The following is a 23,443-nucleotide window of genomic DNA, read 5'->3' on the forward strand; positions in this document are numbered from 1 at the left end:
ACGAACCCAGGCTGAGGGTGAACGGCGTGATCGTGCAGTACCGGCGGCATTCAAGAATGCAACAAAACAGGGGATGGCGAGTACGTCTGAGTCGCGGGTAAAACGGCGTGGCATAGTGCCATTGTTATTAATAGCCTTTCGACATAAATCCACGTTTAATGGCTACTTTTTAACCCGTTCCCTCTGCGGGGGAACGGGTCGCCCTGTGCATTGCTTGCGCAGCCGCTCCAACAAAAAATCGCGAAAGAGGCAGCCCCCATGAAAGGCCGTGGATCATTGAACCACCTATATCGTTTGGTCTGGAGTCAGGTGCTGGGTGCCTGGATTGCGGTCGCCGAAACGACCAAAGGCCGGGGCAAAGGCGCCAGCCGAAAATTGCTCGTGGCGGTAGTGGGGCTGTCCTCGGCGCTCGCCCAGGCCGCGCCCGAAGGAGGGCAAGTGGTGTCAGGCACGGGCAGCATTGCCCAGTCCGGGGCCACCACCACCATCACCCAGGCGACCCAGAACCTGTCGCTGAACTGGGATAGCTTCAATATTGCAGCCCAGGAAACGGTGAACTTTAACCAGCCCTCGGCGACCGCCATCGCGGTCAACCGAATCATGGACAGCAACGGCACGCAAATTCTCGGCAACCTCAACGCCAACGGCCAGGTGTACCTGATCAACCCCAACGGTATCCTATTTGGCCAGGGCGCCCAGGTGAACGTCGGCGCGCTGGTCGCGTCCACCCTGGACCTGAATGACGCCAGCCTGAATAGCGATAGCCGCAGCTTCAGCGGCGACGGCGCGGGCAGCGTGATCAACCGCGGCACGCTCAATGCGGCCGCCAGCGGTTACGTGGCGCTGCTGGGCAATACCGTCAGCAACCAGGGCACGATTACCGCGCCCCGTGGCAGCGTCGCGCTGGGTGCCGGCAGCGCCGCCACCCTGACCTTCGCGGACAACAGCCTGGTGCAGATGCAGGTGGATCAGAGTCTGTTGAACAACCTGGCCGACAACGGCGGGCTGATCCAGGCAAACGGCGGCCGGGTGCTGATGAGTGCCGGCGCCAAGGACGCGCTGCTGGCCAGCGTGGTCAATAACACCGGCGTGATCGAAGCGCGCACGGTGGAAAATCATGACGGCGTGATCGTGCTGCTCGGCGGCATGCAGGCCGGTACCGTCCAGGTCGCCGGCACCCTGGATGCCAGCGCGCCCAACGGCGGCGATGGCGGCTTTATCGAAACCTCGGCCGCCCATGTAAAAGTGGCCGACAACGCAAAAATAACCACCGCCGCCGCGCACGGCAAGACCGGCACCTGGTTGATTGATCCCAGCGATTTCACTATTGCTGCCAGCGGCGGCGATATGACGGCAGATACAGTCACCAGCAACCTGGCGAACACCAATTTTGAGATCGCCACCGCCACCATGGGCACAACCGGAGGCAACGGTGACATTGCCGTCAATCAGGCGCTGAGTTGGAGCAGTGCTAATACGCTGACACTGACGGCCGAGCGCAATATCGCCATCAACAATGCAATCACTGCGACAAATGGGGGGCTCACTCTCAATGCAGCCGGCAGCATCAGCGCACCTGCGGCGGTCAGCGTGGGTACTTTTACCTTGACTAGCGGCAACTGGAGTCAGACTGGGACCTTGCCGACTTTCAACGCCACTGACTTCCGGATTAACGGCGGCAGCTTTATCCGCGCACTGAGCGGCGACGGCAGCAGTGGCAGTGCCTACCGACTGGCCGATGTCTATGGTCTGCAGGGCATAGCTAGCAGTGGCATGCTGGGGAAAAACTATGTATTGGCGAACAATATCGACGCCAGTGGCACTTCAAATTGGAATGCGGGCGCAGGCTTCAATCCGATCGGCGTAGAACCCTCCAGATTCAGCGGCAGCTTCGACGGGCTGGGCCATACCATCGCCAACCTCACCATTAACCGGCCATCAACATTTTATGTTGGCCTGTTTGGAATCACGAACACGGGTTCTGTGATTCAGAACGTGGGGTTGCTCGGCGGCAGCGTGATCGGCAATAAAAACGTCGGCGGATTGATGGGGTACAACTACAAAGGCACAGTTAGCAACAGTTATGCCACCGGCAGCGTCAGCGGCAACGACAGAATCGGCGGACTGGTGGGCTTCAACGAGACCGGCACGATCAGCAACAGCTACGCGACCGGCAGCGTCAGCGGCAGCAGCAACGTCGGCGGGCTGGTCGGGACCAACTTCACAGGAGGAACGATCAGCAATAGTTATGCCGACAGTGCGATTACAGGTGGTACCTATGCGGGTGGTTTGGTTGGGTTTAACCAGGGAACCATTCAAAACAGTTATTCGTCAGGCACTGTATTCGGCTCGAATCGGCTCGGTGGACTGGTTGGTGTGAATGAATCGATTATTGCAAATGCGTACAGCACCGCCGCAGTCACCAGTGACTCGAATGAGCAGGATAACTTCGGCGGTCTGGTTGGAATAAACACTGGCAATATAAGCAACAGCTATGCGAATGGCGTCATGCAGGTACATCAAAATCAAGCAGGTGGGCTGATTGGCTGGAACGGCGGCACGATCACCAACAGCTACTGGAACACCGAGACATCCGGGCAGTCCACGTCAGCAGCCGGCTTGGGCTTGACCACCACCCAGATGCAAACAGCATCCAATTTCACAGGATTCACTTTCACCAGCACACCCGGTGCATCGGGCAATAACTGGGTAATGGTCGACGCCGACGGTGGTTTGAACAATGCGAACGGCTCACCCGGCGCAACCCGACCCATGTTGGCTTCCGAATACTCGACCACTATCAATAATGCACATCAGTTGCAACTGATGGCGATGAACCTCTCGGCGAGCTACACCTTGGGTGCCAATGTCAATGCTGCGACCACCGGTCTCATTGGCGGTATCAGCACCGATGTTTGGGGCAGTGCGGGCTTTGTTCCACTCGGCAATTCAACTATCAAATTCAGTGGCACTTTCGACGGCCTGGGTCATACCATTTCCAACCTCACCATCAATCGGCCATTAACAAATTACGTCGGCTTGTTTGGAAACACGGGCACGGGTTCTGTAATCCGCAACGTCGGACTGCTCGGTGGCAGCGTCAGCGGCGACTACTACGTTGGTGGGCTGGTGGGGTACACAAATGGTGGCGCGATCAGCAACAGCTACTCGACGGGCAGCGTGATCGGCAATAACTACCTCGGCGGGCTGGCGGGGTATAGCTACGCAAGTGCAGTCGGCAACAGCTACGCCACCGGCAACGTGAGTGGAACCAACTTCCTCGGCGGACTGGTGGGGCACACAAATGGCGGGGCGATCAGCAACAGCTACGCCACCGGCAGCGTGAGTGGCTCCCTGGCGATCGGCGGGCTGGTGGGCGGGCACTATGGCGCCACGATCAGTAACAGCTACGCTGCGGGCCTCGTCATCGGCAGCGGCGCCTTCGTCGGCGGGCTGGTGGGGTCCAACAGCGGTACGATCAGTAGCAGCTACTGGAACAGCAGCGTCAAGGCGACCGGCATAGGCGGCGGCACAACAACTGGAGCGACGGGCCTAACCGGCGCACAGTTGATGCAGCAAGCCAGCTTCAGTAGCTGGAATACGGCCACCCCCAATACCATCGCCAATACCGGTGGCAGCGGTGCCGTCTGGCGTATTTATGAAGGCCATACTGCCCCCTTGCTCACCAGCTTCCTGACCGGCTTGACGCTCAGCGGCGCACCTGATGCTACCGTGACTTACAACGGCGCAGCCCAAAGCGGTGGTGCATTCACGCTCATCGCCAATGTATTGGGTGCCGCCGCCACAGGAACCAATGCGGGTTTTTATAACGGTTACTACTCCACCCAGCAAGGCTATGACATTACGGGTGGGAACCTGACCATTAATCAAGCAGACCTGACCCTGAGTACTAACAACATCACCAAGACCTACGACGGGGGCCTCACTGCAGTGGGTACGGCTGTCGTGGCCAGCGGTACTCTGTTTACTGGCGACTCGCTTACCGGGGGCAGCTTTACCTTCGCCGACAAGAACGTCGGTAGTGGCAACAAGACTGTCACCGTCACCGGCGTTACGGTCAATGACGGCAACAGCGGCGGAAACTACAACATCAGTTATGCCGACAACATCGCCAGTACCATCAACAAGTTCAACCTGAGTGTCAGTGGCCTGACCGCCAGCGACAAGACTTACGACGCCAACACCACAGCAACGCTGGGCGGCACGGCATCGATTGCCAAGCTGGGCAGCGATGACGTGGCTGTGATCGGCAGCGCCAGCGGCACTTTTGCCAGCAAGAACGCCGGCACGCAGAGCGTCACCGTTAGCGGCAACAGCCTGACCGGCAGCGACGCCGGCAACTACAACCTGCTGCAGCAAACCGGCTTGACGGCCACCATCGGCAAGGCTGATTTGTCGGTGACCGGCCTGACCGCCAACGACAAGACTTACGACGCCAACACCGCCGCCGCACTGGGCGGCACGGCAGCAATTGCCAAGCTGGGCAGCGATGACGTGGCGGTGATCGGCAGCGCCAGCGGCACTTTTGCCAGCAAGAACGCCGGCACGCAGAGCGTCACCGTTAGCGGCAACAGCCTGAGCGGCAGCGACGCTGGCAACTACAACCTGCTGCAGCAAACCGGCTTGACGGCCGCCATCGGCAAGGCTGATTTGTCGGTGACCGGCCTTACCGCCAGCGGTAAGGTGTATGACGCCAACACCGCCGCCGCACTGGGCGGCACGGCATCGATTGCCAAGCTGGGCAGTGACGACGTGGCGGTGATCGGCAGCGCCAGCGGCACTTTTGCCAGCAAGAACGCCGGCACGCAGAGCGTCACCGTTAGCGGCAACAGCCTGACCGGCAGCGACGCCGGCAACTACAACCTGCTGCAGCAAACCGGCTTGACGGCCGCCATCGGCAAGGCTGATTTGTCGGTGACTGGCTTTACCGCCAGCGGCAAGGTGTATGACGCCAACACCGCCGCCGCACTGGGCGGCACGGCATCGATTGCCAAGCTGGGCAGCGACGACGTGGCGGTGATCGGCAGCGCCAGCGGCACTTTTGCCAGCAAGAACGCCGGCACGCAGAGCGTCACCGTTAGCGGCAACAGCCTGACCGGCAGCGACGCCGGCAACTACAACCTGCTGCAGCAAACCGGCTTGACGGCCGCCATCGGCAAGGCTGATTTGTCGGTGACTGGCTTTACCGCCAGCGGCAAGGTGTATGACGCCAACACCGCCGCCGCACTGGGCGGCACGGCATCGATTGCCAAGCTGGGCAGCGACGACGTGGCGGTGATCGGCAGCGCCAGCGGCACTTTTGCCAGCAAGAACGCCGGCACGCAGAGCGTCACCGTTAGCGGCAACAGCCTGAGCGGCAGCGACGCCGGTAACTACAACCTGCTGCAGCAAGCCGGCTTGACGGCCACCATCGGCAAGGCTGATGTGTCGGTGACCGGCCTTACCGCCAGCGGCAAGGTGTATGACGCCAACACCGCCGCCGCACTGGGCGGCACGGCATCGATTGCCAAGCTGGGCAGCGACGACGTGGCGGTGATCGGCAGCGCCAGCGGCACTTTTGCCAGCAAGAACGCCGGCACGCAGAGCGTCACCGTTAGCGGCAACAGCCTGAGCGGCAGCGACGCCGGCAACTACAACCTGCTGCAGCAAACCGGCTTGACGGCCGCCATCGGCAAGGCTGATGTGTCGGTGACCGGCCTTACCGCCAGCGGTAAGGTGTATGACGCCAACACCGCCGCCGCACTAGGCGGCACGGCATCGATTGCCAAGCTGGGCAGCGACGACGTGGCGGTGATCGGCAGCGTCAGCGGCACTTTTGCCAGCAAGAACGCCGGCACGCAGAGCGTCACCGTTAGCGGCAACAGCCTGAGCGGCAGCGACGCCGGCAACTACAACCTGCTGCAGCAAACCGGCTTGACGGCCGCCATCGGCAAGGCTGATTTGTCGGTGACCGGCATCACCGCCGACAGCAAGGTGTATGACGGCAACACGGGCGTCAGCCTGAATACGGCGACGGCCAGCCTGAATGGGCTCCTGGCGGGCGATAAGGTGACCGTCGGTGCGGCGGGTGCGTTTGATAGCAAAAACGTCGGCGCCGGCAAGACCGTGGCGCTGGTCAGCCACTATGCCGGGGCCGACCTTGGCAACTACCGCATCAGCGACCAAGGCTCGACCGCGGCGGATATCACCCGCGCCACGCTCACTTACGCGGCCACGCCGGCCAGCTTCTTTTCCGGGCGGGCGCCGGGTGCCCTCTCCGGGGGGGTGAGCGGATTTGTGTCCGGCGAAACCCTGGCGGGCTCGACCCGCGGCGCCCCGATCTGGACGACCGCCGCTGGCATCAATAGCCAGCCCGGCGTGTACGCCATCAATGGCGGCGGCCTGACGGCCAGCAACTATCTGTTCGCCCAGGCCGCCGGCAATGCCCGCGCCCTGACGCTCACGCCAGGCGTTGCCACCAATCCGGTAGTCAATGTCACCACGCAACTGGCCTCCAGCGTGCTGTCGCCTCAGGCCAGCAGTCAGCCTCAGGCCCTCAACCTGTCATCGTCCATTCGTGTATCGCAGAGCGCCAATGCAGACAGCGGCGCGGCGGGCGTTTCTTCCGCGGCCGATGCCAATAACAGTGCGGTGTTGAATACACAAATGACGATCGGCAGCGCCGGTCCTTCACTGCAAATTGTCAATGGCGGCGTGAAGCTGCCGGACAATATGGTTGCCGAAAAATGAATAAGAAACTCGTTGTGAACAATAAGGTGATTCCTCTGCAAACCCTCAAGCCGCTGTGTGCTGCGCTGTTGTTGGCTGTTTCGCCGTTCTGTGCTCAGGCGGCGGGCCCTGAAGTGCCGAATGCCGGCTCGCTTCTGCGGGAGATTCAGCCGCTTAAACCGGCTGTGCCGTCGTCCACCGGGACCGGTTTGCGCATCGAGCCGAGCGCCGCCACGCTGCCGGCGAGCGCGCCTTTTCGGGTCAAGACCCTGCGCATCTCGGGCAACCGTCAGTTTGACCGCGCGACCCTGCACGCCCTGGTGGCGGATGCGCAAGGCACCGACATGACCCTGCCGCAACTGGGCGAGCTGACCGAGCGCATCACGGCGTACTATCGTGATCACGGTTATCCGTTGGCTCGGGCGATCATTCCGGCGCAGACCATTCGCGACGGTGAAGTGCTTATCGAAGTGGTCGAGGCGCACTACGGCGAGATCGGTTTGGATAACCGCAGCCGGGTCAACGATTCGCTGCTGACGGCCACTCTCGCGCCCCTGAAAAGCGGGCAGGCCATCAGCCAGGCAGAGCTGGATCAGCAACTGTTGCTGCTCTCGGATATTCCGGGTATCGCGATCAACGCCACCCTGAAACCGGGACAGACGGTAGGCACCTCGGATCTGCTGGTCAACACCCTGGCCGGTCCGACGGTCTCGGGCAATCTGGCGCTGGACGGTTACGGCAACCGCTACACCGGGCGCGAGCGGCTCGGCGGCACGCTGAATCTGAATAACCCGTTGGGCCATGGCGATGTGTTGAGCCTGAGTGCGCTCAGTTCGGGGAGCGGGCTGAACTATGGCCGCCTCGGTTACGAGTCACTGCTGAACGGGCAGGGCACTCGTTTGGGCGGCAGCTATTCGGCACTGCGCTACAAGCTGGCTGAAGAGTTCGAGGATCTTGATGCCCACGGCAGCGCTCAAGTAGGCAGTGTGTGGGCCAAGCATCCACTGCTGCGCAGCAGGAACCTGAACCTCTCCGGGCAGATTCAGTATGACCGCCTGCAATTGCGCGACCGCGTCGACCTCAGTGCGATTCGCACCGATCGCCATCTGGATAACTGGACGGCCAGCCTGGCCGGCGACGCGCGCGATACCCTGGGATCCGGCGGCATCAGTCTGTGGAACCTGGGGGTGACCGTTGGCCGGGTCGAGTTCGACGACAGCGCGGCGCAGGCGGCCGATGCTGCCAGCGCGAATAGCCGAGGCGGGTTCTCGAAATGGAACGCCAGTCTGGTACGCCTGCAGCGGCTGAGTCTGAATAACAGCCTGTATCTCAGCGTGTCCGGTCAATGGGCCGACGGCAACCTGGACTCCTCGCAAAAAATGAGCGCGGGCGGCCCTTACTCGGTGCGCGCCTATGATATCGGCGTGTTGTCTGGCGATAGCGGGTATATGGGCAGCGCCGAACTGCGCCATGACCTCGGTGCGGCGTGGGCTGGCCAATGGCAGGCGCTGGCGTTTATCGACAGCGCCCATGTCACCCTCAACCAGAACCGCTGGTCCGGCCTGAGCGGTCCCAACAGCGCGACCCTGAGCGGCGCGGGCGTAGGACTCAACTGGTCCGGCCCAAGCCAGTGGAGCGCCAAAGCCAGCATCGCGACGCCCATCGGCGCCACGCCAGAGTTGCTTAGCGATGCCGACTCGGTGCGCGGCTGGCTGGGCGTTAGCTGGGGGTTCTGAACCGCGGGGCGCGAGCGTGCCTGAGCCGCAAGGGCTTCAGGCGCGGCCTGATCGGGACTGCAAATGCTGGGGCGGATCGTTGCGCAGTGGCGGGCCACATTTCGCAGGCATAAAAAAGCCGGCTTGTGGCCGGCTTTTAGGGGGTGGTGTCAGCTTATTTTTGGTAAGCCGCCACTGCCTTGATGATTTCGGCGCGGGCTGCGTCGGCGTTGCCCCAGCCTTCTACCTTGACCCACTTGCCTTTTTCGAGATCTTTGTAGTTCTCGAAGAAGTGCTTGATCTGCTCAAGCAGCAGGGCGGGCAGGTCGGTGTATTCCTTAATGTCCACATACAACTGGCTCAGCTTGTCGTGCGGGACGGCGATCAGCTTGGCGTCGCCGCCGGCTTCGTCGGTCATGTGCAGGACGCCAACCGGACGCGCGCGGATTACTGCGCCAGGGGCCACCGGGTACGGGGTCACGACCAGCACGTCGAGGGCGTCGCCGTCGTCGGCCAGGGTGTTGGGGATGTAGCCGTAATTGGCCGGGTAGAACATCGGGGTGGCCATGAAGCGGTCGACGAACAGGCAATCGCTGTCCTTGTCGATTTCGTATTTGATCGGCGCGTGGTTGGCCGGGATTTCGATGGCGACGTAGATGTCGTTCGGTACGTCTAGACCGGCTGGAATCTTGCTGTAGCTCATGGAGTGACTCCCGGGGAAGGGCTAAAAAAGTGGCGGGATTATAGGCGTATTCCCCGCCAGTTGCTATGCCGGGGAGCCTAGCCATTGGTCGCGTGATGGCCGCCTTTGGATCTAGTGCGATAGCCAGGATGCGCCGCCTGCAAGCGCTGCAGGCGCGCCAGCGGATCCTGGCGGTAGAACAGTGCCAGCTGCGCATAGACCGCGGGAAAGGCGGCGGCGAGCAAATCCGGGGCGCTGAAGAAGTATTCGCTGGTGACCGCGAAGAATTCTGCCGGGTTTTCGGCGGCGTAGGCGTCGATGGCCGTTGCGCGGTGCGGATGGGCGTCGAGTTGGCTGTTCATGGCGTCGTAGGCACTTTGCATGGCACTGGTCCAGTCGCCGATGCGCATGCTGCCGTGCAGCGGCGGCAGGCCGTTGGCGACACCATTGAGCATGTCCAGCTTGTGCGCGAATTCGTGGATCACCAGGTTGTAGCCGTCCCAGCCGCCGGCGGCCTGCACGCCGGGCCAGGCGAGGATCACCGGTCCCTGCTGCCAGGCCTCGCCGCTGTGCGCGCCATTCCACTCGTGAACCACGCCGCTGGCGTCGCGGTGACGTTGCGGGCTAACGAAATCGTCGGGGTAGAGGACGATCTCGTGGAAGTCCTGGTACCAGTTGAGGTCGGCCAGGTGCAGCAGCGGCAGCTCGGCCTGGGCCGCCAGGGTCAGGCGGTCGCTGGCATCCAGTTCGACGCCGGGCAGGGTGCTCAGGTGTTTGTCGTGCAGGAACAGTACGGCGCGTTCGCACAGGCGCTGTTGTTCACTGTCGCTCAGACCGTCGAGCAGCGGCAGGCGCTGACGCACGGTGGCCCAGGTCGCGGGGGAGACTGGATGGCGGGCTAGGATGCGCCGGCGGCGCCAGGCGCGGAACGACCACATGGGGACTGGCTCGGGTTGCACGGCCGCTCACCATAAGCGGCGTCTGTGCGTGCGGCAAGTTGCAACGAAGCGGCATAAAGACTGCAACGCATTAGGCAGTGGTGCACGGGGAGGGCTGCCGATGCCGATAGAACGCATGGATCATCCTGCCGTCAGCCTGGTGCTGGGCGGCGGTATAGACCTGCCAAGCCAGGCGGCGCGCGCTCGCGCGACTTGGCTGGCCGGGCGCCAGGGACGACCGCCGGTGTTGCTGGTGGCCTTGTTGTGGGCGCGCGAGTGCCCCGATGTGGTGCAGCAGCTGAAGGGTTATCTGGATGCGCTGTTTGCCGACTATCGTTGCACGCCTGCGGGCTGGAGCGAGGCGCAGGCGGCGCGGCAGGTGTTGGCGGCGCTCAATCGGCAGCTGTTCCACAGTCGGCAGACGGGGCGCCGTGTGCCGCAACTGGATGCCGGGGTGCTGTTGCTGCAGGGCGGCGCTGCGCAGTTTCTGCAGGCCGGTGCGGTGGGTCTGCGGCGCTACAAGGGCGGGAGTCTGCAGAGCCTGTCGGGGCGTGAGGACATGCAATTGGGCCTGCAGGCGGAGCTGGCGCTGGTGCAGCACAGCTTGCCGTTGACTGAGGGCGAGGCGCTGTTGCTGGCGCCGCAGCCGTTGCTCGGCGTGGCCGACCTGGACAGCTTCCGCACCGGCTGCGCGGTGCTCGCCGTGGAGCGCCTGCCGGCGTTGCTGGCGCCCTTGCTCAAGGCGCCGGGCGCCGCCGTGCTGCTGTTAGCGGGTGCGGCCGCAAGCCTGCCGCCGCCGACGCCGCGCGAGCAATGGCCGGCCCTGGGTGAGGCCGCGGCGGGCATCCTGCTGGATGGCTGGATGGCTGGACGCTGCTCGGCGAGTGTCCGTTCGGTCCAGCCGGTCGGCTGTTCCAGGCGCGCGACGAAAGCGGCCGCGAGGCCTTGCTGTGGCTCGCCGCGCAGGCGGCCGACGAGGTTTTCTGGCAGCGCGAATGGGCCTTGCGCCGCAGTCCGGTGGCCAGCTTGCCACGGGTGCTGTCGTCGCATCGGCCGCGTCAGCATGCCTTCCTGCTGTTCGAACTGCCTGGGCCGGGGATGCGCAGCCTGGTTGATTGGGCCGCGGGCCATGGGCCTGTGGATGGATCGACCCTGCTGGCCCTGCTCGATCAGGCGATTGCGGCCGTGCGCGCCCTGCAGCGCCGAGGTATGCAGGGGCTGTGGCTGAGCCCACGGAATATCCTGATCAGCCAGAGCGGACGTCTGCTGTTGTTGCCGGAATATGCCGCGCTATTGCCGGGCGTCCCCCGTCAGCGGCTGCCCGCCGAGGCGATCCCGCAGGCGCCGGAGTTGCGCGGCGAGCAACAGCTGGATGGGCGCGCCGATCAGTTCGCCCTGGCGGCGCTGGCCTACTGGTTGATCTGTGGCCAATGGCCGGAAATCGCTTGCCCGGAAGGCGCGGCGTCGAGCCGGTATGTGCCGCTGGCCAGCTTCACCACGCGCTTGCCGGCCGGTTGGGACGGCGTGCTGGCGCGGGCCTTGGCGCCCCAGCCGGCGGCGCGGTTCGAGGCGTTGTCGGAGTTTCGCCAGGCGTTGCAAGAGCCATTGGCGCATCCGCCGGCTCTGGTGCGGATCAACCTGCGCGCACAGCCCTGGCGCCTGGCATTGCTCGGCGCCTTGGTGCTTCAGCTGGGGTTTGGCTTATGGCTTAGTCTGATGGGGTAGGCGTAACGCACGGCGCTGGCGCACACCACGGCCGGCCTCAATCCCGCTGCCGGCATGGCAGCTGGATTGGGTCGGCGCGGTCCCCGGTCAATCGCTGTTGATGGGCAGTACGTAGTTCTTGAACTGCTCGTCTTCGACGAAACCGATCGACTCGTAGACCATCTGCGCCACCTCGTTATCGCGGCTGGTGGCGACGCGCATGCGCACGGCGTTGGTTTCCTTGGCCATGTTCTTGGCGGTTTGCAGCAGACGGTCGGCAACCAGCTGACGCCGCGCGTCTTCGGCGACATAGATGTCGTTGAGGATCCACACGCGCTTGAGCGACAGCGAGGAGTAACTCGGATAGAGCTGGCAGAACCCCAGCAACTTGTCCTCGTCGTCGGCCATGGCCAGGTAAATCACCGATTCCTTGCGGCGCAGGCGGGTTTCCAGAAACTTGCGCGAGGAGTCGGGGAACGGCAGTTCGCCGAAGAACTCACGGTATTTGACGAACAGCGGGGTCAGCAGATCCAGGTGCTCCAAGGTAGCAGGGACGATACGCATGGCGAGCCTCGGTATTAGTGATTGGCTGGGCTGGCAACGCATGAGCTGCGCCAGTGGACGCCTGGATGCTGCCTAATGCTTTTGGAAAGCGCAATCAAAACAAGCGTTTGATCTGATCTCGCTGACGAAAACTAGCTCAGCAGGAAATTGCTCATGCCTGCTGGTGCCGTGTGCAGGCACGGCACTTGCGCCTCGTCTTTCAGATTGACCCCGGACAGCTGACGCCGACAGGCCTCGCGCATCAGGTACAGCAGGCGATGGGCGGCCATGCCATAACTCTGGCCCTCCAGGCGCACGTTGGAGATGCAGTTGCGGTAGGCATCGGTGAGGCCGACGCGCGGCGCATAGGTGAAATACAGGCCGAGGCTGTCCGGCGAACTGAGGCCCGGGCGTTCGCCGATCAGAATCACCACCATCTTCGCGTTGAGCAGCTCGGCGACTTCATCGGCCACTGCCACGCGTCCCTGGGCCACCAAGGCCACCGGCGACAGCGACCAGCCTTCGGCGGTAGCCAGTTCTTCCATGCGCGCGAGAAAAGGCAGCGCATGCCGATGCACGGCGAGAGCCGACAGGCCGTCCGCCACCACTACCGCCAGGTCTACGCCGCCGGGGTTGGCCTGGGCGTAGTCGTGTAAATGGCGGATCGATGCGTCATTCAGGCGGCGTCCCAGATCGGGGCGCTGCAGGTAGCTATCGCGATCCGCCGCAGCGCTGTGCAGCAGCACGCTGGCGCGGCCGCGGTCCGCCAGGCCGGCACTGAGGGCGGCATGGTCGAATGGCAGGTGCACCGCGTCACGCGCCTGGGCGTGGGCATACTGGAAGTCCAGCAGGGCCGTGGTGGGCAGGCTGGTGCCGGCGCGGCCAAGGGCGATGCGCGCCGGCGTCAGGCGCCGCAGCTCCTGCCAGGGATTCTCGGTGGTGGCGCAAACGGGCAACTCTTGTTCCATGGTGGTTCCTTGATCGCGGTTGTCGAGCGGGCCAGGCCCGCCTCTCCGGCGGCGTTGTCAGCCCAGCTGGGCGAGGGCCTGGCGGAATGCCGGTGGTAGGTTGTCGCCGAAGCGCACGCGACCGTCAGCCTGGGTGAAGATGCCCATGTGCTGCAGCCAGGCTTCGAACTCCGGCGCCGGCTTCAGCCCCTGGCTCTGGCGCACGTAGAGGGCGTCGTGGAACGAGGTGGTCTGGTAGTTGAGCATGATGTCATCGGAGCCGGGGATGCCCATGATGAAGTTGATCCCGGCCACGCCAAACAAGGTCAGCAGCGTGTCCATGTCGTCCTGGTCGGCCTCGGCGTGGTTGGTGTAACAGACGTCGCAGCCCATCGGCAGACCAAGCAGCTTGCCGCAGAAGTGATCCTCCAGTCCGGCGCGGATGATCTGCTTGCCGTTGTACAGGTATTCCGGACCGATAAAACCGACCACGGTGTTGACCAGGAACGGTTTGAAATGGCGCGCCACCGCATAGGCGCGGGTTTCGCAGGTCTGCTGGTCGAGGCCGTGATGGGCGTTGGCCGACAGGGCACTGCCCTGGCCGGTTTCGAAGTACATCAGGTTGTTGCCGAGGGTGCCGCGCTTGAGCGATAGCCCGGCCTCGTAGCCTTCCTGGAGCACCTGCAGGTTGATGCCGAAGCTGGCGTTGGCCGCTTCGGTGCCGGCGATCGACTGGAACACCAGGTCCAGCGGCACGCCGCGGTTTATCGCCTCGATCGAGCTGGTGACGTGGGTCAGCACGCAGGCCTGGGTGGGGATCTCATAGCGCTGGATGATGCCATCGAGCATGCGCAGCATCTCGCAGATGCTCACGACGCTGTCGGTGGCCGGGTTGATGCCGATCATGGCGTCGCCATTGCCGTACAGCAGGCCGTCGAGAATGCTTGCGGCGATACCGGCCGGCTCATCGGTCGGGTGGTTGGGTTGCAGGCGGGTGGACATGCGTCCGCGCAGGCCGACGGTGTTGCGAAAGCGGGTGACCACGCGGATCTTTTGCGCCACCAGGATCAGGTCCTGCACGCGCATCAGTTTCGACACGGCGGCGGCCATTTCCGGGGTCAGGCCGGGGGCCAGGGCACGCAGCGAGGATTCATTGGCCTGGTCGCAGAGCAACCAGTCGCGCAGGCCGCCGACGGTCAGGTGGCTGACGGCGGCGAAGGCCGTGCGGTCGTGGCTGTCGATGATCAGCCGGGTGACTTCATCCTCTTCATAGGGGATCAGCGCCTCGTCGAGGAAATGCGCGAGGGGAATGTCGGCCAGGGTCATCTGCGCGGCCACCCGCTCGCCGTCGCTGGCGGCGGCGACGCCTGCCAGGTAGTCGCCGGAGCGCGCCGGACTGGCCTTGGCCATGACCTCCCTGAGGCTGTCGAAACGGAAAGTCTCCGCGCCGACGGAATGGGAAAAACGTGCCATCTCAGTCTCCGTTGCAAATAGGCCGGTGCGCTGCCGGGCGTAGACGCCGGCAGCGCACATTAATGCGGCAGGTTCAGGCCGTTGCCTTGGCTCCGATCGGCAAGCCGTTGTCGGCCTTCGGCACATCCAGGTATTCATCTTCGGCAATGATCCCGGCGGCACGGTCCTGCGCCTCAAGTTGCAGGGCCTTCGGTACTGACAGCCAGTACGCGAGCCCGACGGCGATAAAGCCAGCACTTATCTTGCCAATCAGTACCGGCAGGATGATGGTCGGCTGGAAGTTGGCGGTGAACGATAAGTGATCGCCCAGCAGAAAGGCGGCGCAGACAGCAAAGGCGATGTTGATCACTTTGTCTTTTGGCGGCATAAACCGCACCAGGCGGAACATCGCGAGAATGTTGGCGATGGTCGCCAGCATACCGGCGCTGCCAACCGCACTCAGGCCGACTTTAGATCCGAGGTTTTCCAGCGCTTGGCCGAAGTATTTGCGCAGCAGATACACCATCGGGAACGCACCCGCCAGCATGATGCCGATGTAACCGGCAGTTTCCAGCGCGCGGGCCTGATCTTCGGCGTCGGCGATGATCGGGTGGAAGCCCCAGCCACCGAATACTAAGGTAAAGACCCCGGTGAAGTATTCGACGATGGAGAACACCAGCACCAGTTTGATCGCCGCGTCCATGGTCCGACCGAAGATGATAAAGCCCTTGATCATCATGTCCGGCAAGAAGCGCAAGCCGAGGGCCAGGGCAAGCACGAAGATCAGAATCGGCAGCAGGTTGGCGAAAATGCTGCCCAGGCCCAGTGCGAGTTGATACGTCGCCTCGCCGTTGGTGGCCACTAGATCACGCACCATCGGGTTGCCGAGCGCCAGAATCAGGCTGGCGATCAACACGCCTAGCGGGATGGTCAGGATGCCGGACATGACGCCCAGCGCCATGTATTTATGGTCGCGCTTGTCTAGCATCGCCAGACCCATCGGGATCGAAAAGACGATGGTCGCGCCGCCCATGAACCCCGTGATCAGTGCCATTACCAGTGCTTCTTTGCTCGCGGCGAGTGCCGAGGCCAGCTGATAACCGCCCATGTCCGACGCGATAATCATGGTTGCAGCCAGCGCAGGATCTGCGCCGAGCAAGGCGAAGAACGGGCCAAAGGCTTTTTCGATCACCACCGTCAGGTAGGGGATGGAGGCCATGATGCCCGCCGCCGGCACGAAGATATAACCGATGGCGTGGATGCCCTCCATGAATTCTTTACCAAGCCCTTCTTCGCTGTTGTAGATGGCAGCGAACGCGCCTAGTACGGCGCAGAGCATGATTAGATAAAGCACGTAATTGCCAATCTGGTCCATGAATGTGTCCTGATCTATTGTTGTTTTAGTTTGAGGTTTCACGCCTCATGCATGACCGTCAGCGCGCGGTTATTTGCCGGCGCTGCGACTAGCACAAGCCTATTCGGCAAGCATGATGGTGCCGAATAGGAAGCAAGTAATATCGGATTGAGCGTGCCTCCCGGCGACAGCAGTCGCCGGGAGGGTCGATTAAAAGAAGCCCAGCGGGTTGATGTCGTAGCTGATCAGCAGGTTCTTGGTCTGCTGATAGTGGTCGAGCATCATCTTGTGGGTCTCGCGGCCGACGCCGGACTTTTTGTAACCACCGAAGGCGGCGTGCGCCGGGTACAGGTGGTAGCAGTTGGTCCATACGCGACCGGCCTTGATCGCCCGGCCCATGCGGTAGGCGCGGTTGATGTCGCGGGTCCACAGACCGGCACCCAGACCGAACTCGGTGTCGTTGGCAATCGCCAGGGCCTCGGCTTCGTCCTTGAAGGTGGTGATGCCCACCACCGGGCCGAAGATCTCTTCCTGGAACACGCGCATCTTGTTGTTGCCCTTGAGCAGGGTCGGCTGAATGTAGTAACCGCTGGCCAGGTCGCCTTCCAGGCGTTCCGCCGCGCCGCCGGTGAGCAGTTCAGCGCCTTCCTCCTGGGCGATCTGCAGGTAGCTGAGGATCTTGTCGTACTGCTGCTCGGAGGCCTGGGCACCGACCATGGTCTCGGTGTCCAGCGGGTCGCCGCGCTTGATCAGTTTGATCTTCTTCATCACCTCGACCATGAAGGCGTCGTAGATCGACTCCTGCACCAGCGCGCGGGATGGACAGGTGCACACCTCGCCCTGGTTGAAGAACGCCAGCACCAGGCCTTCGGCGGCCTTTTCGATGAAGGCCGGCTCGGCGTTCATGATGTCTTCGAAGAAGATGTTCGGCGATTTGCCGCCCAGCTCCACGGTCGACGGAATGATGTTCTCGGCGGCGCACTTGAGAATGTGCGAACCGACCGGGGTGGAGCCGGTGAAGGCGATCTTGGCGATGCGCTTGCTGGTGGCCAGGGCCTCACCGGCTTCGCGGCCAAAACCCTGGACCACGTTGAGTACGCCTGGCGGCAACAGGTCGCCGATCAGCTCCATCAGCACGCTGATCGACAGCGGCGTCTGCTCGGCTGGCTTCAAGATCACGCAGTTGCCGGCGGCCAGGGCCGGCGCGAGTTTCCAGGCGGCCATCAGCAGCGGGAAGTTCCACGGGATGATCTGCCCGACCACGCCCAGCGGCTCGTGGAAGTGATAGGCGGCGGTGTGCTCGTCGATCTCGGCGGCGCTGCCTTCCTGGGCGCGGATGCAACCGGCGTAGTAACGGAAGTGGTCGGCGGCCAGCGGCACGTCGGCGTTCAGCGTCTCACGCACGGCCTTGCCGTTGTCCCAGGTTTCGGCCACGGCCAGCAGTTCGAGGTTGGCTTCGATGCGATCGGCAATTTTCAGCAGCGCCAGCGAACGGTTCTGCACCGAGGTCTTGCCCCAGGCATCGGCGGCGGCATGGGCGGCGTCCAGGGCCAGCTCGATATCTTCGGCGCTGGAGCGGGGGAACTCACCGATCAGCGAGGCATCGACCGGGCTGGTGTTGTTGAAGTACACGCCATTGACCGGCGCGACAAACTCGCCACCGATAAAGTTGCCGTAGCGCGGCTTGAGGTTGATAACTGCGCCTGGTGTTCCGGGTTTTGCGTAGATCATGCTGGTGCTCCTGGCTCTTGTGCTTATTGGGGAGTGCAGCGCTGCTGCGCTTGCAAAGTCCTAGAGCAAGGGTCGGGCCAGGCTGATGAAAGTCTCGTGCTAGAGCGGTCGAGCCTGTAGCTGAAGGGTCTCATCCGAAAGTACTGTCGCGACTTCGGCACAGCCGGGGGTGACACTTTGTCACGCCGCCGGTACAGCCCGTGACTCGCCGGTCTGCGCGGCGTTGCAATAGCGCCTGAGCTGGTGGATGCTGCGCCGTTGCGGTGTCTCGCCAGGGCACGGGTTGCCTACCGCCACCCCGTAGCGGAGGACAATAAAAATGCACAATCATCTGAACCGCCACGCCCAGCAGGTGCTGACCGTGGCGCAGGGCAAGGCGCAAGTCGCCGGCCCGGCCGCCGATCCCTCGGTTGCGCGTTCCTGGCTGCGCTGCCTGGAGCAGCACCACCTCGACCCTGCGCAATCGATGGCGCCTGCGGTGCTCGAACACGCGCGCATGCTCGAGCGCCGCGAACAGCTGCAGCAGGTGCTGGAGATTTCCAGCAACGAGATGAACAGCCTGCACCGTCAGCTGGCCGGTTCCGGCCATGCGGTGCTGCTCACCGACGCGCGTGGGCTGATCCTCAACTGTGTCACCGAACAGGCGGAAAAACGCACCTTCGAGCAGGCTGGGCTGTGGCTCGGCGCCGACTGGAGTGAGGCCTGCGAGGGCACCAACGGCATCGGCACCTGCCTGGTCGAGCGCCAGCCGCTGACCATCCACCAGAACGAGCACTTTCGCAGCCGGCATACCGGCCTGACCTGCTCGGCCAGCCCGGTGTTCGACCCGCATGGCGAGCTGCTGGCGGTGCTCGATGTGTCCTCGGCGCGCCACGACGTCTCGCGGCAGAGCCAGTTTCACACCATGGCCCTGGTCAATCTGTCGGCCAAGGCCATCGAGGGCTGCCACTTCCTGCGCAGCTTCGAGGGCGAATGGCTGCTGCGTTTCCATGCCCAGGCCGAATATATCGGCCAGTTCAGCGAGGGCCTGCTGGCCTTCGATGGCGATGGCCGGGTCAGTGCGGTGAACCAGAGCGCGATCAACCTGCTCGGTCTGCCGCGTCAGCGTCTGCTCGGGCGCACCCTGGTGGAGATTTTCGACTGCCGCCTGGATGACCTGTTCGGCCGCGCCTCGCCGCAGCCCAGTGCCAGTTGGCCGCTGTATACCCAGCGCGGTCAGCTGCTCTTCGCCATGCTCCGTGGCCAGGCGCGCCGCAGTCCGCAAGCCCAGGGTGGGCAAGTCTTGGCGACCCCCGGGCTGTGCCTGGCCGATGCGGACCTGCAGAACGATTTTCGCCGCGCCCTGCGGGTCTACGAACGCGATGTGCCGCTGCTGATCGGCGGCGAGACCGGTACCGGCAAGGAGGCTTTCGCCAAGGCGCTGCACCAGGTCAGCTCGCGCGGTGGCAAGCCCTTCGTCGCACTGAACTGCGCGGCGATCCCGGAGACCCTGATCGAGAGCGAGCTGTTCGGCTATCGCGGCGGCAGCTTTACCGGTGCACGCAAGGAGGGCATGCGCGGCAAGCTGCAGCAGGCCGACGGCGGCACCCTGTTCCTCGACGAGATCGGCGACATGCCGCTGGCGCTGCAGACCCGCCTGCTGCGCGTGCTCGAGGAGCGCCGGGTGGAGCCCATCGGCGGCGAGGCGCAACCCATCGACGTGCGGGTGATCAGCGCCAGCCATCGCGACTTGGTTGAGCAAGTGGCCAGCGGACAATTTCGCGAGGACCTGTTTTACCGCCTCAATGGCCTGGTCCTGCAGCTGCCGCCGCTACGCGCGCGCAGCGACAAGCTGCAGCTGCTGCAGCACCTGCTTGGCGAGGAGGCTCGTGGCCAGGTGGTACGCCTGGAAGATCGGGCGCAGCAGGCCCTGCTCGACTACCGTTGGCCGGGCAATGTGCGGCAGTTGCGTAATGTGCTGCGCACTCTGGTGGCGCTGTGTGAGGACGGCATCATTCGCCACGCCGAACTGCCAGTGGAGATTCGCCGGATGCCGGCCCTGGGTGCAGCAAGCCCCCCGGCAGCCGGTGCGCCGCTCGACGATGCCGAGCGCAGCGCCTTGCTCGCCGTGCTGGAGAGCCAGCGCTGGCACATGACGCACAGTGCCGAGCAGCTGGGCATCAGCCGCAACACCCTGTACCGCAAGTTGCGCAAGCATGCCATCAGCAGCCGTGGCTGACCCGTTGACTAGAGTGCCAGCCTCAGGCTGGCCGTTGCCGGCAAAATTAGCGGCACGGCGAATGGCTGGCAATCTGCCATCTTGGTGATGGCTTTTATTTTTGCCTGGGACTAGTCTTGCGGGCAGGATATTGGCGCCAGTTTTCAGGCCAGGCAGCCCGCGCATTCAAGTTCGTGGGCAAACAGCAGATACCCAAGGAAGCGGCTCCGCCGCACCATCACGAGCGAGCGCGGTTTACCACGGCGCAGGGTTATCGGGCTGGAATTTCCCCGCGGTTCTTCTGCGCGGGACGTTATTCACCGTATTGGTCGAGATCATCTATGTCGCTGTCACTCAGTGCACCCTGCTTTTGTCTCCCGTCCCCCGGTGGCCTGGTGGGAACCCTTGCCGTCACCGGTTCCAGCGTGAATGGCGAGAGCGCCCTGTTCGGCGTAGTCAACCTGGCGCTGCTGTTGCTGGCTGCTGGGGTCGGCGTCTGGCTGCTGCGCGCCAAGCATGCGCGCGCCTTGGCGGCCCTGCAGCAGGCGTTGGACGACAGCGAAGCACAGCGGCGGACGATGCTGCTGCCCGCGGTGCTCGAACAACAGCAGCAACAAAGCCGCGAACAGTTGGCTGCCCTGCAGCAGAGCTTGGCGCAGGTAAAGGCCGAGGCCGAGCAGGCGCGCCGCAACCTGAGCGATGACTCCCAGCAGACGCGCCAGTCGCTGGAACAGGAGCTCAGCCACCTGCGCCAGTCGCGCCAGGCCAGCCTGCAGCAAATGGCGCGGGAGATGGCCCAGATCAAAACCTCGGTACAGGAACTGCTGGACATTACCGAGACCATCGAGCGCTGGCATGAAGGCATGAACAGCATCATGGTGCACAACAAGATCATGCAGAAGCAGATCGGCGACTTCAAAAACATCGTCGGTCAGATCGCCATCCTTTCACTTAACGCCGCCATCGAAGCGGCGCGGGCCGGCGACTCCGGGCGTGGCTTCGCGGTGGTCGCCGACGAGGTGCGCAAGCTCTCCACCAGCGCCCAGGCGCTCAACGAGGACTACAGCACCAACTTGAACAAGAATGCACTGATCGCCACCCTGGCGTTTCAGGACGTACAGGCCGGCGGCAACATGATAGTGACCGCCATCCACGGCGTGCAGACCCGGATCAGCAACCTGGGGCAAACCTTGGAAGGTGCCCACTAGACCATGCGCAAAGCCAACTACGAACTCGAAAGCACCCTCAACAAGTTGCTCCAGACCACCTTGGAGCAAACGCTCAAGGGCTGCGCGCCGAGTGCGCCTTGGGTCATCGGCAAAGTCGAGACGCTGGAGGAGGTGCGCCACGAGCAGTGCATCGTGCTGACCATTTCTTCGTTCAAATTCCGCATCATGTGCCTGTTGCACCTGTCCATGGATGCCGCCAACCGCAAGTTCGTCGCCGAGGCCACGTCGACTCGGCCCGGTGAACTCGATGATTCGGTGTATAGCGATTACTTGCTGGAAATGAGCAACAGCTTTTGCGGCAACCTCAAGCGCCATTTACAGAGCAGCTGCCCGCCACTGGGTATGTCCACACCGAATTTTCTCGACCACGCCAGCCTCAAATTCAACGACGCCATCAAGCCGTCGTATAGCGCGCACGCCCGCGCCCAGCTTGCAACCAGTAGCCCGGCTTTGTTCACTGCAAGCGCTCTGGTTTGCGTCAAACACGACGACGACTTCAGCCTGCAGCATTATCAGGAGCACGTTGGCGAAATTAATACCCAAGCCGATAGTTCTGGCGAGTTGGAATTGTTTTGAACTAGCGCTCTGGTTATTGACCCGCGCTGCTGAACCTTCGCTTTCTGCCTGTGGATAACCTGCATATGATCGGTTTTGAAAAGCGGCTCGTCAGTAAGGTCCTGATCTTCGAGGATGACGCCAGTGCCCAGGGCAAGCTCAAAGCGCTTTGCACCGAGCTCGGGCTGATCGGTCTCAAACAGTCCGAACGCTCCAGCATGCAGATGCTGCAGAGCAATATCGACCTGGGCGCGGTGCTGATTTCCGAGAGCAGCAGCGACACCGCCGAGGGCCTGGGCGATGGTTTCGAACTGGCCCGGCGGATTCATCAATTGCGCCGCGAGCTGCCGATCTTCATTCGCCGCAGTGGGCGCGACGATCTGGATGACCTGACTCCCGACGAAAAAGTCGGTATCGCCGGGGTCTACGACATCGATAAGCCGGACAGCCTCAAGCAACTGCTCGACCAATACCTGGCGGACACCGAATACCCCATCTCGCTGATCCGCCGCATGGAGGAAGTCACCCATAGCTCGCTGAACGCGTTGTTTCGCGATATCGAAGTGAGCAACGAGCTGCCCTATCTGGTGAAGGACAAGCTTACCTACGGCGACATCCTCAGCCTACTGCCGGTGGAGGCACCCTGGTTCAGCGGTTACATGATGATCCAGGCCGAGGAGCAACCCATGCTCGGCTTGATCAAGGATGGGCGCACCGCCATTGACAGCGCAACGGTGGATTTTCGCGACGTCATGGGCATGCTCAGCGAAATCACCAACCTCGCCTGGGGTGGCTTGCGTACCCGGCTGCTGGCCTTGCACCCGCCGACGCTCGACGACAACACGCGGATCAGCGTGCCGATCACGGTCAACCAGTACAAGGAATACATCTCCTTCGGCACCGACCGCTCCCAGCTGTGCTTCAAATACACGCTGCGCGATCAGCACCATCGCCTGGCGCCGGTCACGCTGTATCAGAAATTCATCTTCAACATCCGCTGGTCACCGGAGGCATACCTGGCGGCCGACGAAAACAAAGTCGAGGACTTGGTGCAAAGCGGTTGTCTTGAATTGTTTTGAGGAGAAGTTTAGGAGCTCGCCAGCGGACTATCGATCACTCGAAAAATAACAATATTGATTGCATCTGCATTCAATTAGATCGTCTTAGACAGGGCTCAAAGCAATGGCACAAATACTCGTGGTAGATGACAGCGCGGCGATTCGCAATGAAGTGGCCGCCTTCCTCAAAGCCAATAACTTCAGCGTCGAAACCGCGGTCGACGGCAAGGATGGATTGGTCAAGCTGAAGAACGACCGCGCCATCAAACTGGTTATTTCCGACGTCAATATGCCGAACATGGACGGCCTGACCATGGCGGAGAAGGTGCGCAGCGAACTGGGCAACCAGACCGTCAACATCATCATGCTCACCACCGAAAACGATCCCAACATGAAGAGCCGCGGCAAAGCCGCCGGGGTCAAGGGCTGGATCGTCAAACCCTTCAACGGCGCCAACGCCCTGGGCGCCATCCAGAAGCTGGTCGCCGGTTAAACCGCGGTTGTGAGTACAGGCGGTCGCAAATGGAGGCGATCGCTCGGCCATAGGCTGCCGATCTGGATGCCTAGCTTGATCATTGGAATATAAGAATAACGAGTCCGATTTAGGTG

General features: G+C 62.8%; 13 protein-coding genes and 2 pseudogenes. 8 read left to right on the plus strand and 7 right to left on the minus strand.

Annotated elements, in window-relative coordinates; genetic code table 11:
* Positions 1-258 precede the first annotated feature (258 nt).
* Both B2D37_RS21455 and B2D37_RS21460 read left to right on the plus strand, forming a co-directional pair.
* Positions 259-6,750, plus strand: coding sequence for a YDG domain-containing protein (locus B2D37_RS21455; RefSeq protein WP_079204595.1), 6,492 nt, complete (start codon positions 259-261; stop codon positions 6,748-6,750).
* Positions 6,747-8,465 (plus strand): ShlB/FhaC/HecB family hemolysin secretion/activation protein, encoded by a 1,719-nt coding sequence (locus tag B2D37_RS21460; RefSeq protein ID WP_079204596.1) that lies wholly within the window; start codon positions 6,747-6,749, stop codon positions 8,463-8,465. The genes B2D37_RS21455 and B2D37_RS21460 overlap by 4 nt, the downstream gene beginning before the upstream one ends.
* A gap of 154 nt (positions 8,466-8,619) precedes the next feature.
* On the opposite strand, the gene ppa is transcribed toward B2D37_RS21460, so the two are convergent.
* Together ppa and B2D37_RS21470 are read right to left on the minus strand one after the other, a co-directional pair.
* Positions 8,620-9,147, minus strand: coding sequence for an inorganic diphosphatase (gene ppa, locus B2D37_RS21465; protein WP_079204597.1), 528 nt, complete (start codon positions 9,145-9,147; stop codon positions 8,620-8,622).
* Between the two features lie 77 nt (positions 9,148-9,224).
* Entirely contained in the window at positions 9,225-10,064 is an 840-nt protein-coding gene (locus B2D37_RS21470; protein WP_079204598.1) for a zinc-dependent peptidase, read from the minus strand.
* Between the two features lie 121 nt (positions 10,065-10,185).
* Between B2D37_RS21470 and B2D37_RS21475 the strand changes: the two are divergent.
* Positions 10,186-11,789 (plus strand): annotated as a pseudogene (locus B2D37_RS21475) (protein kinase).
* An 87-nt stretch (positions 11,790-11,876) separates the two neighbouring features.
* Here B2D37_RS21475 and B2D37_RS21480 read toward each other — a convergent pair.
* The 5 genes from B2D37_RS21480 to B2D37_RS21500 all read right to left on the minus strand — a co-directional run bounded on the left by B2D37_RS21480 (position 11,877) and on the right by B2D37_RS21500 (position 17,795).
* Positions 11,877-12,332 (minus strand): GNAT family N-acetyltransferase, encoded by a 456-nt coding sequence (locus B2D37_RS21480; RefSeq protein WP_079204599.1) that lies wholly within the window; start codon positions 12,330-12,332, stop codon positions 11,877-11,879.
* 131 nt (positions 12,333-12,463) lie between these two features.
* Positions 12,464-13,279: an ethanolamine ammonia-lyase subunit EutC gene (gene eutC, locus B2D37_RS21485; protein ID WP_079204600.1), complete on the minus strand. Its 816-nt coding sequence runs from the start codon at positions 13,277-13,279 to the stop codon at positions 12,464-12,466.
* Between the two features lie 57 nt (positions 13,280-13,336).
* Positions 13,337-14,731, minus strand: coding sequence for an ethanolamine ammonia-lyase subunit EutB (locus B2D37_RS21490; protein WP_079204601.1), 1,395 nt, complete (start codon positions 14,729-14,731; stop codon positions 13,337-13,339).
* Positions 14,732-14,804: 73 nt separating this feature from the next.
* On the minus strand, positions 14,805-16,085 hold the full coding sequence (gene eutH / locus B2D37_RS21495) for an ethanolamine utilization protein EutH (RefSeq protein ID WP_079204602.1): 1,281 nt from the start codon (positions 16,083-16,085) through the stop codon (positions 14,805-14,807).
* A gap of 189 nt (positions 16,086-16,274) precedes the next feature.
* A complete protein-coding gene (locus B2D37_RS21500; protein WP_079204603.1) occupies positions 16,275-17,795 on the minus strand; it encodes an aldehyde dehydrogenase family protein in 1,521 nt (506 codons plus the stop codon).
* 319 nt (positions 17,796-18,114) lie between these two features.
* Here B2D37_RS21500 and B2D37_RS21505 point away from each other — a divergent pair, with 319 nt between their 5' ends.
* The 5 genes and pseudogenes from B2D37_RS21505 (at position 18,115) to B2D37_RS21525 (ending at position 23,327) form a co-directional block, all read left to right on the plus strand.
* Entirely contained in the window at positions 18,115-20,013 is a 1,899-nt protein-coding gene (locus B2D37_RS21505; RefSeq protein WP_079204604.1) for a sigma-54-dependent Fis family transcriptional regulator, read from the plus strand.
* A gap of 770 nt (positions 20,014-20,783) precedes the next feature.
* Positions 20,784-21,024, plus strand: a pseudogene (locus B2D37_RS24265) (methyl-accepting chemotaxis protein); the annotation flags it as partial.
* 179 nt (positions 21,025-21,203) lie between these two features.
* Positions 21,204-21,797, plus strand: a complete 594-nt coding sequence (locus tag B2D37_RS21515) for a hypothetical protein (RefSeq protein ID WP_079204606.1) — start codon at positions 21,204-21,206, stop codon at positions 21,795-21,797.
* Between the two features lie 65 nt (positions 21,798-21,862).
* Positions 21,863-22,855 carry a chemotaxis protein CheX gene (locus B2D37_RS21520; RefSeq protein WP_079204607.1) on the plus strand — a complete coding sequence of 331 codons (993 nt, stop codon included), beginning with the start codon at positions 21,863-21,865 and terminating at the stop codon, positions 22,853-22,855.
* Between the two features lie 103 nt (positions 22,856-22,958).
* Complete coding sequence (locus B2D37_RS21525) at positions 22,959-23,327, plus strand: response regulator (RefSeq protein ID WP_079204608.1); 369 nt, start codon at positions 22,959-22,961, stop codon at positions 23,325-23,327.
* The last annotated feature ends 116 nt before the right edge of the window (positions 23,328-23,443 follow it).

This window comes from Pseudomonas sp. CC6-YY-74, assembly GCF_002025205.1.
In the GTDB taxonomy this organism is placed as follows: Bacteria; Pseudomonadota; Gammaproteobacteria; order Pseudomonadales; family Pseudomonadaceae; genus Aquipseudomonas; species Aquipseudomonas paeninsulae.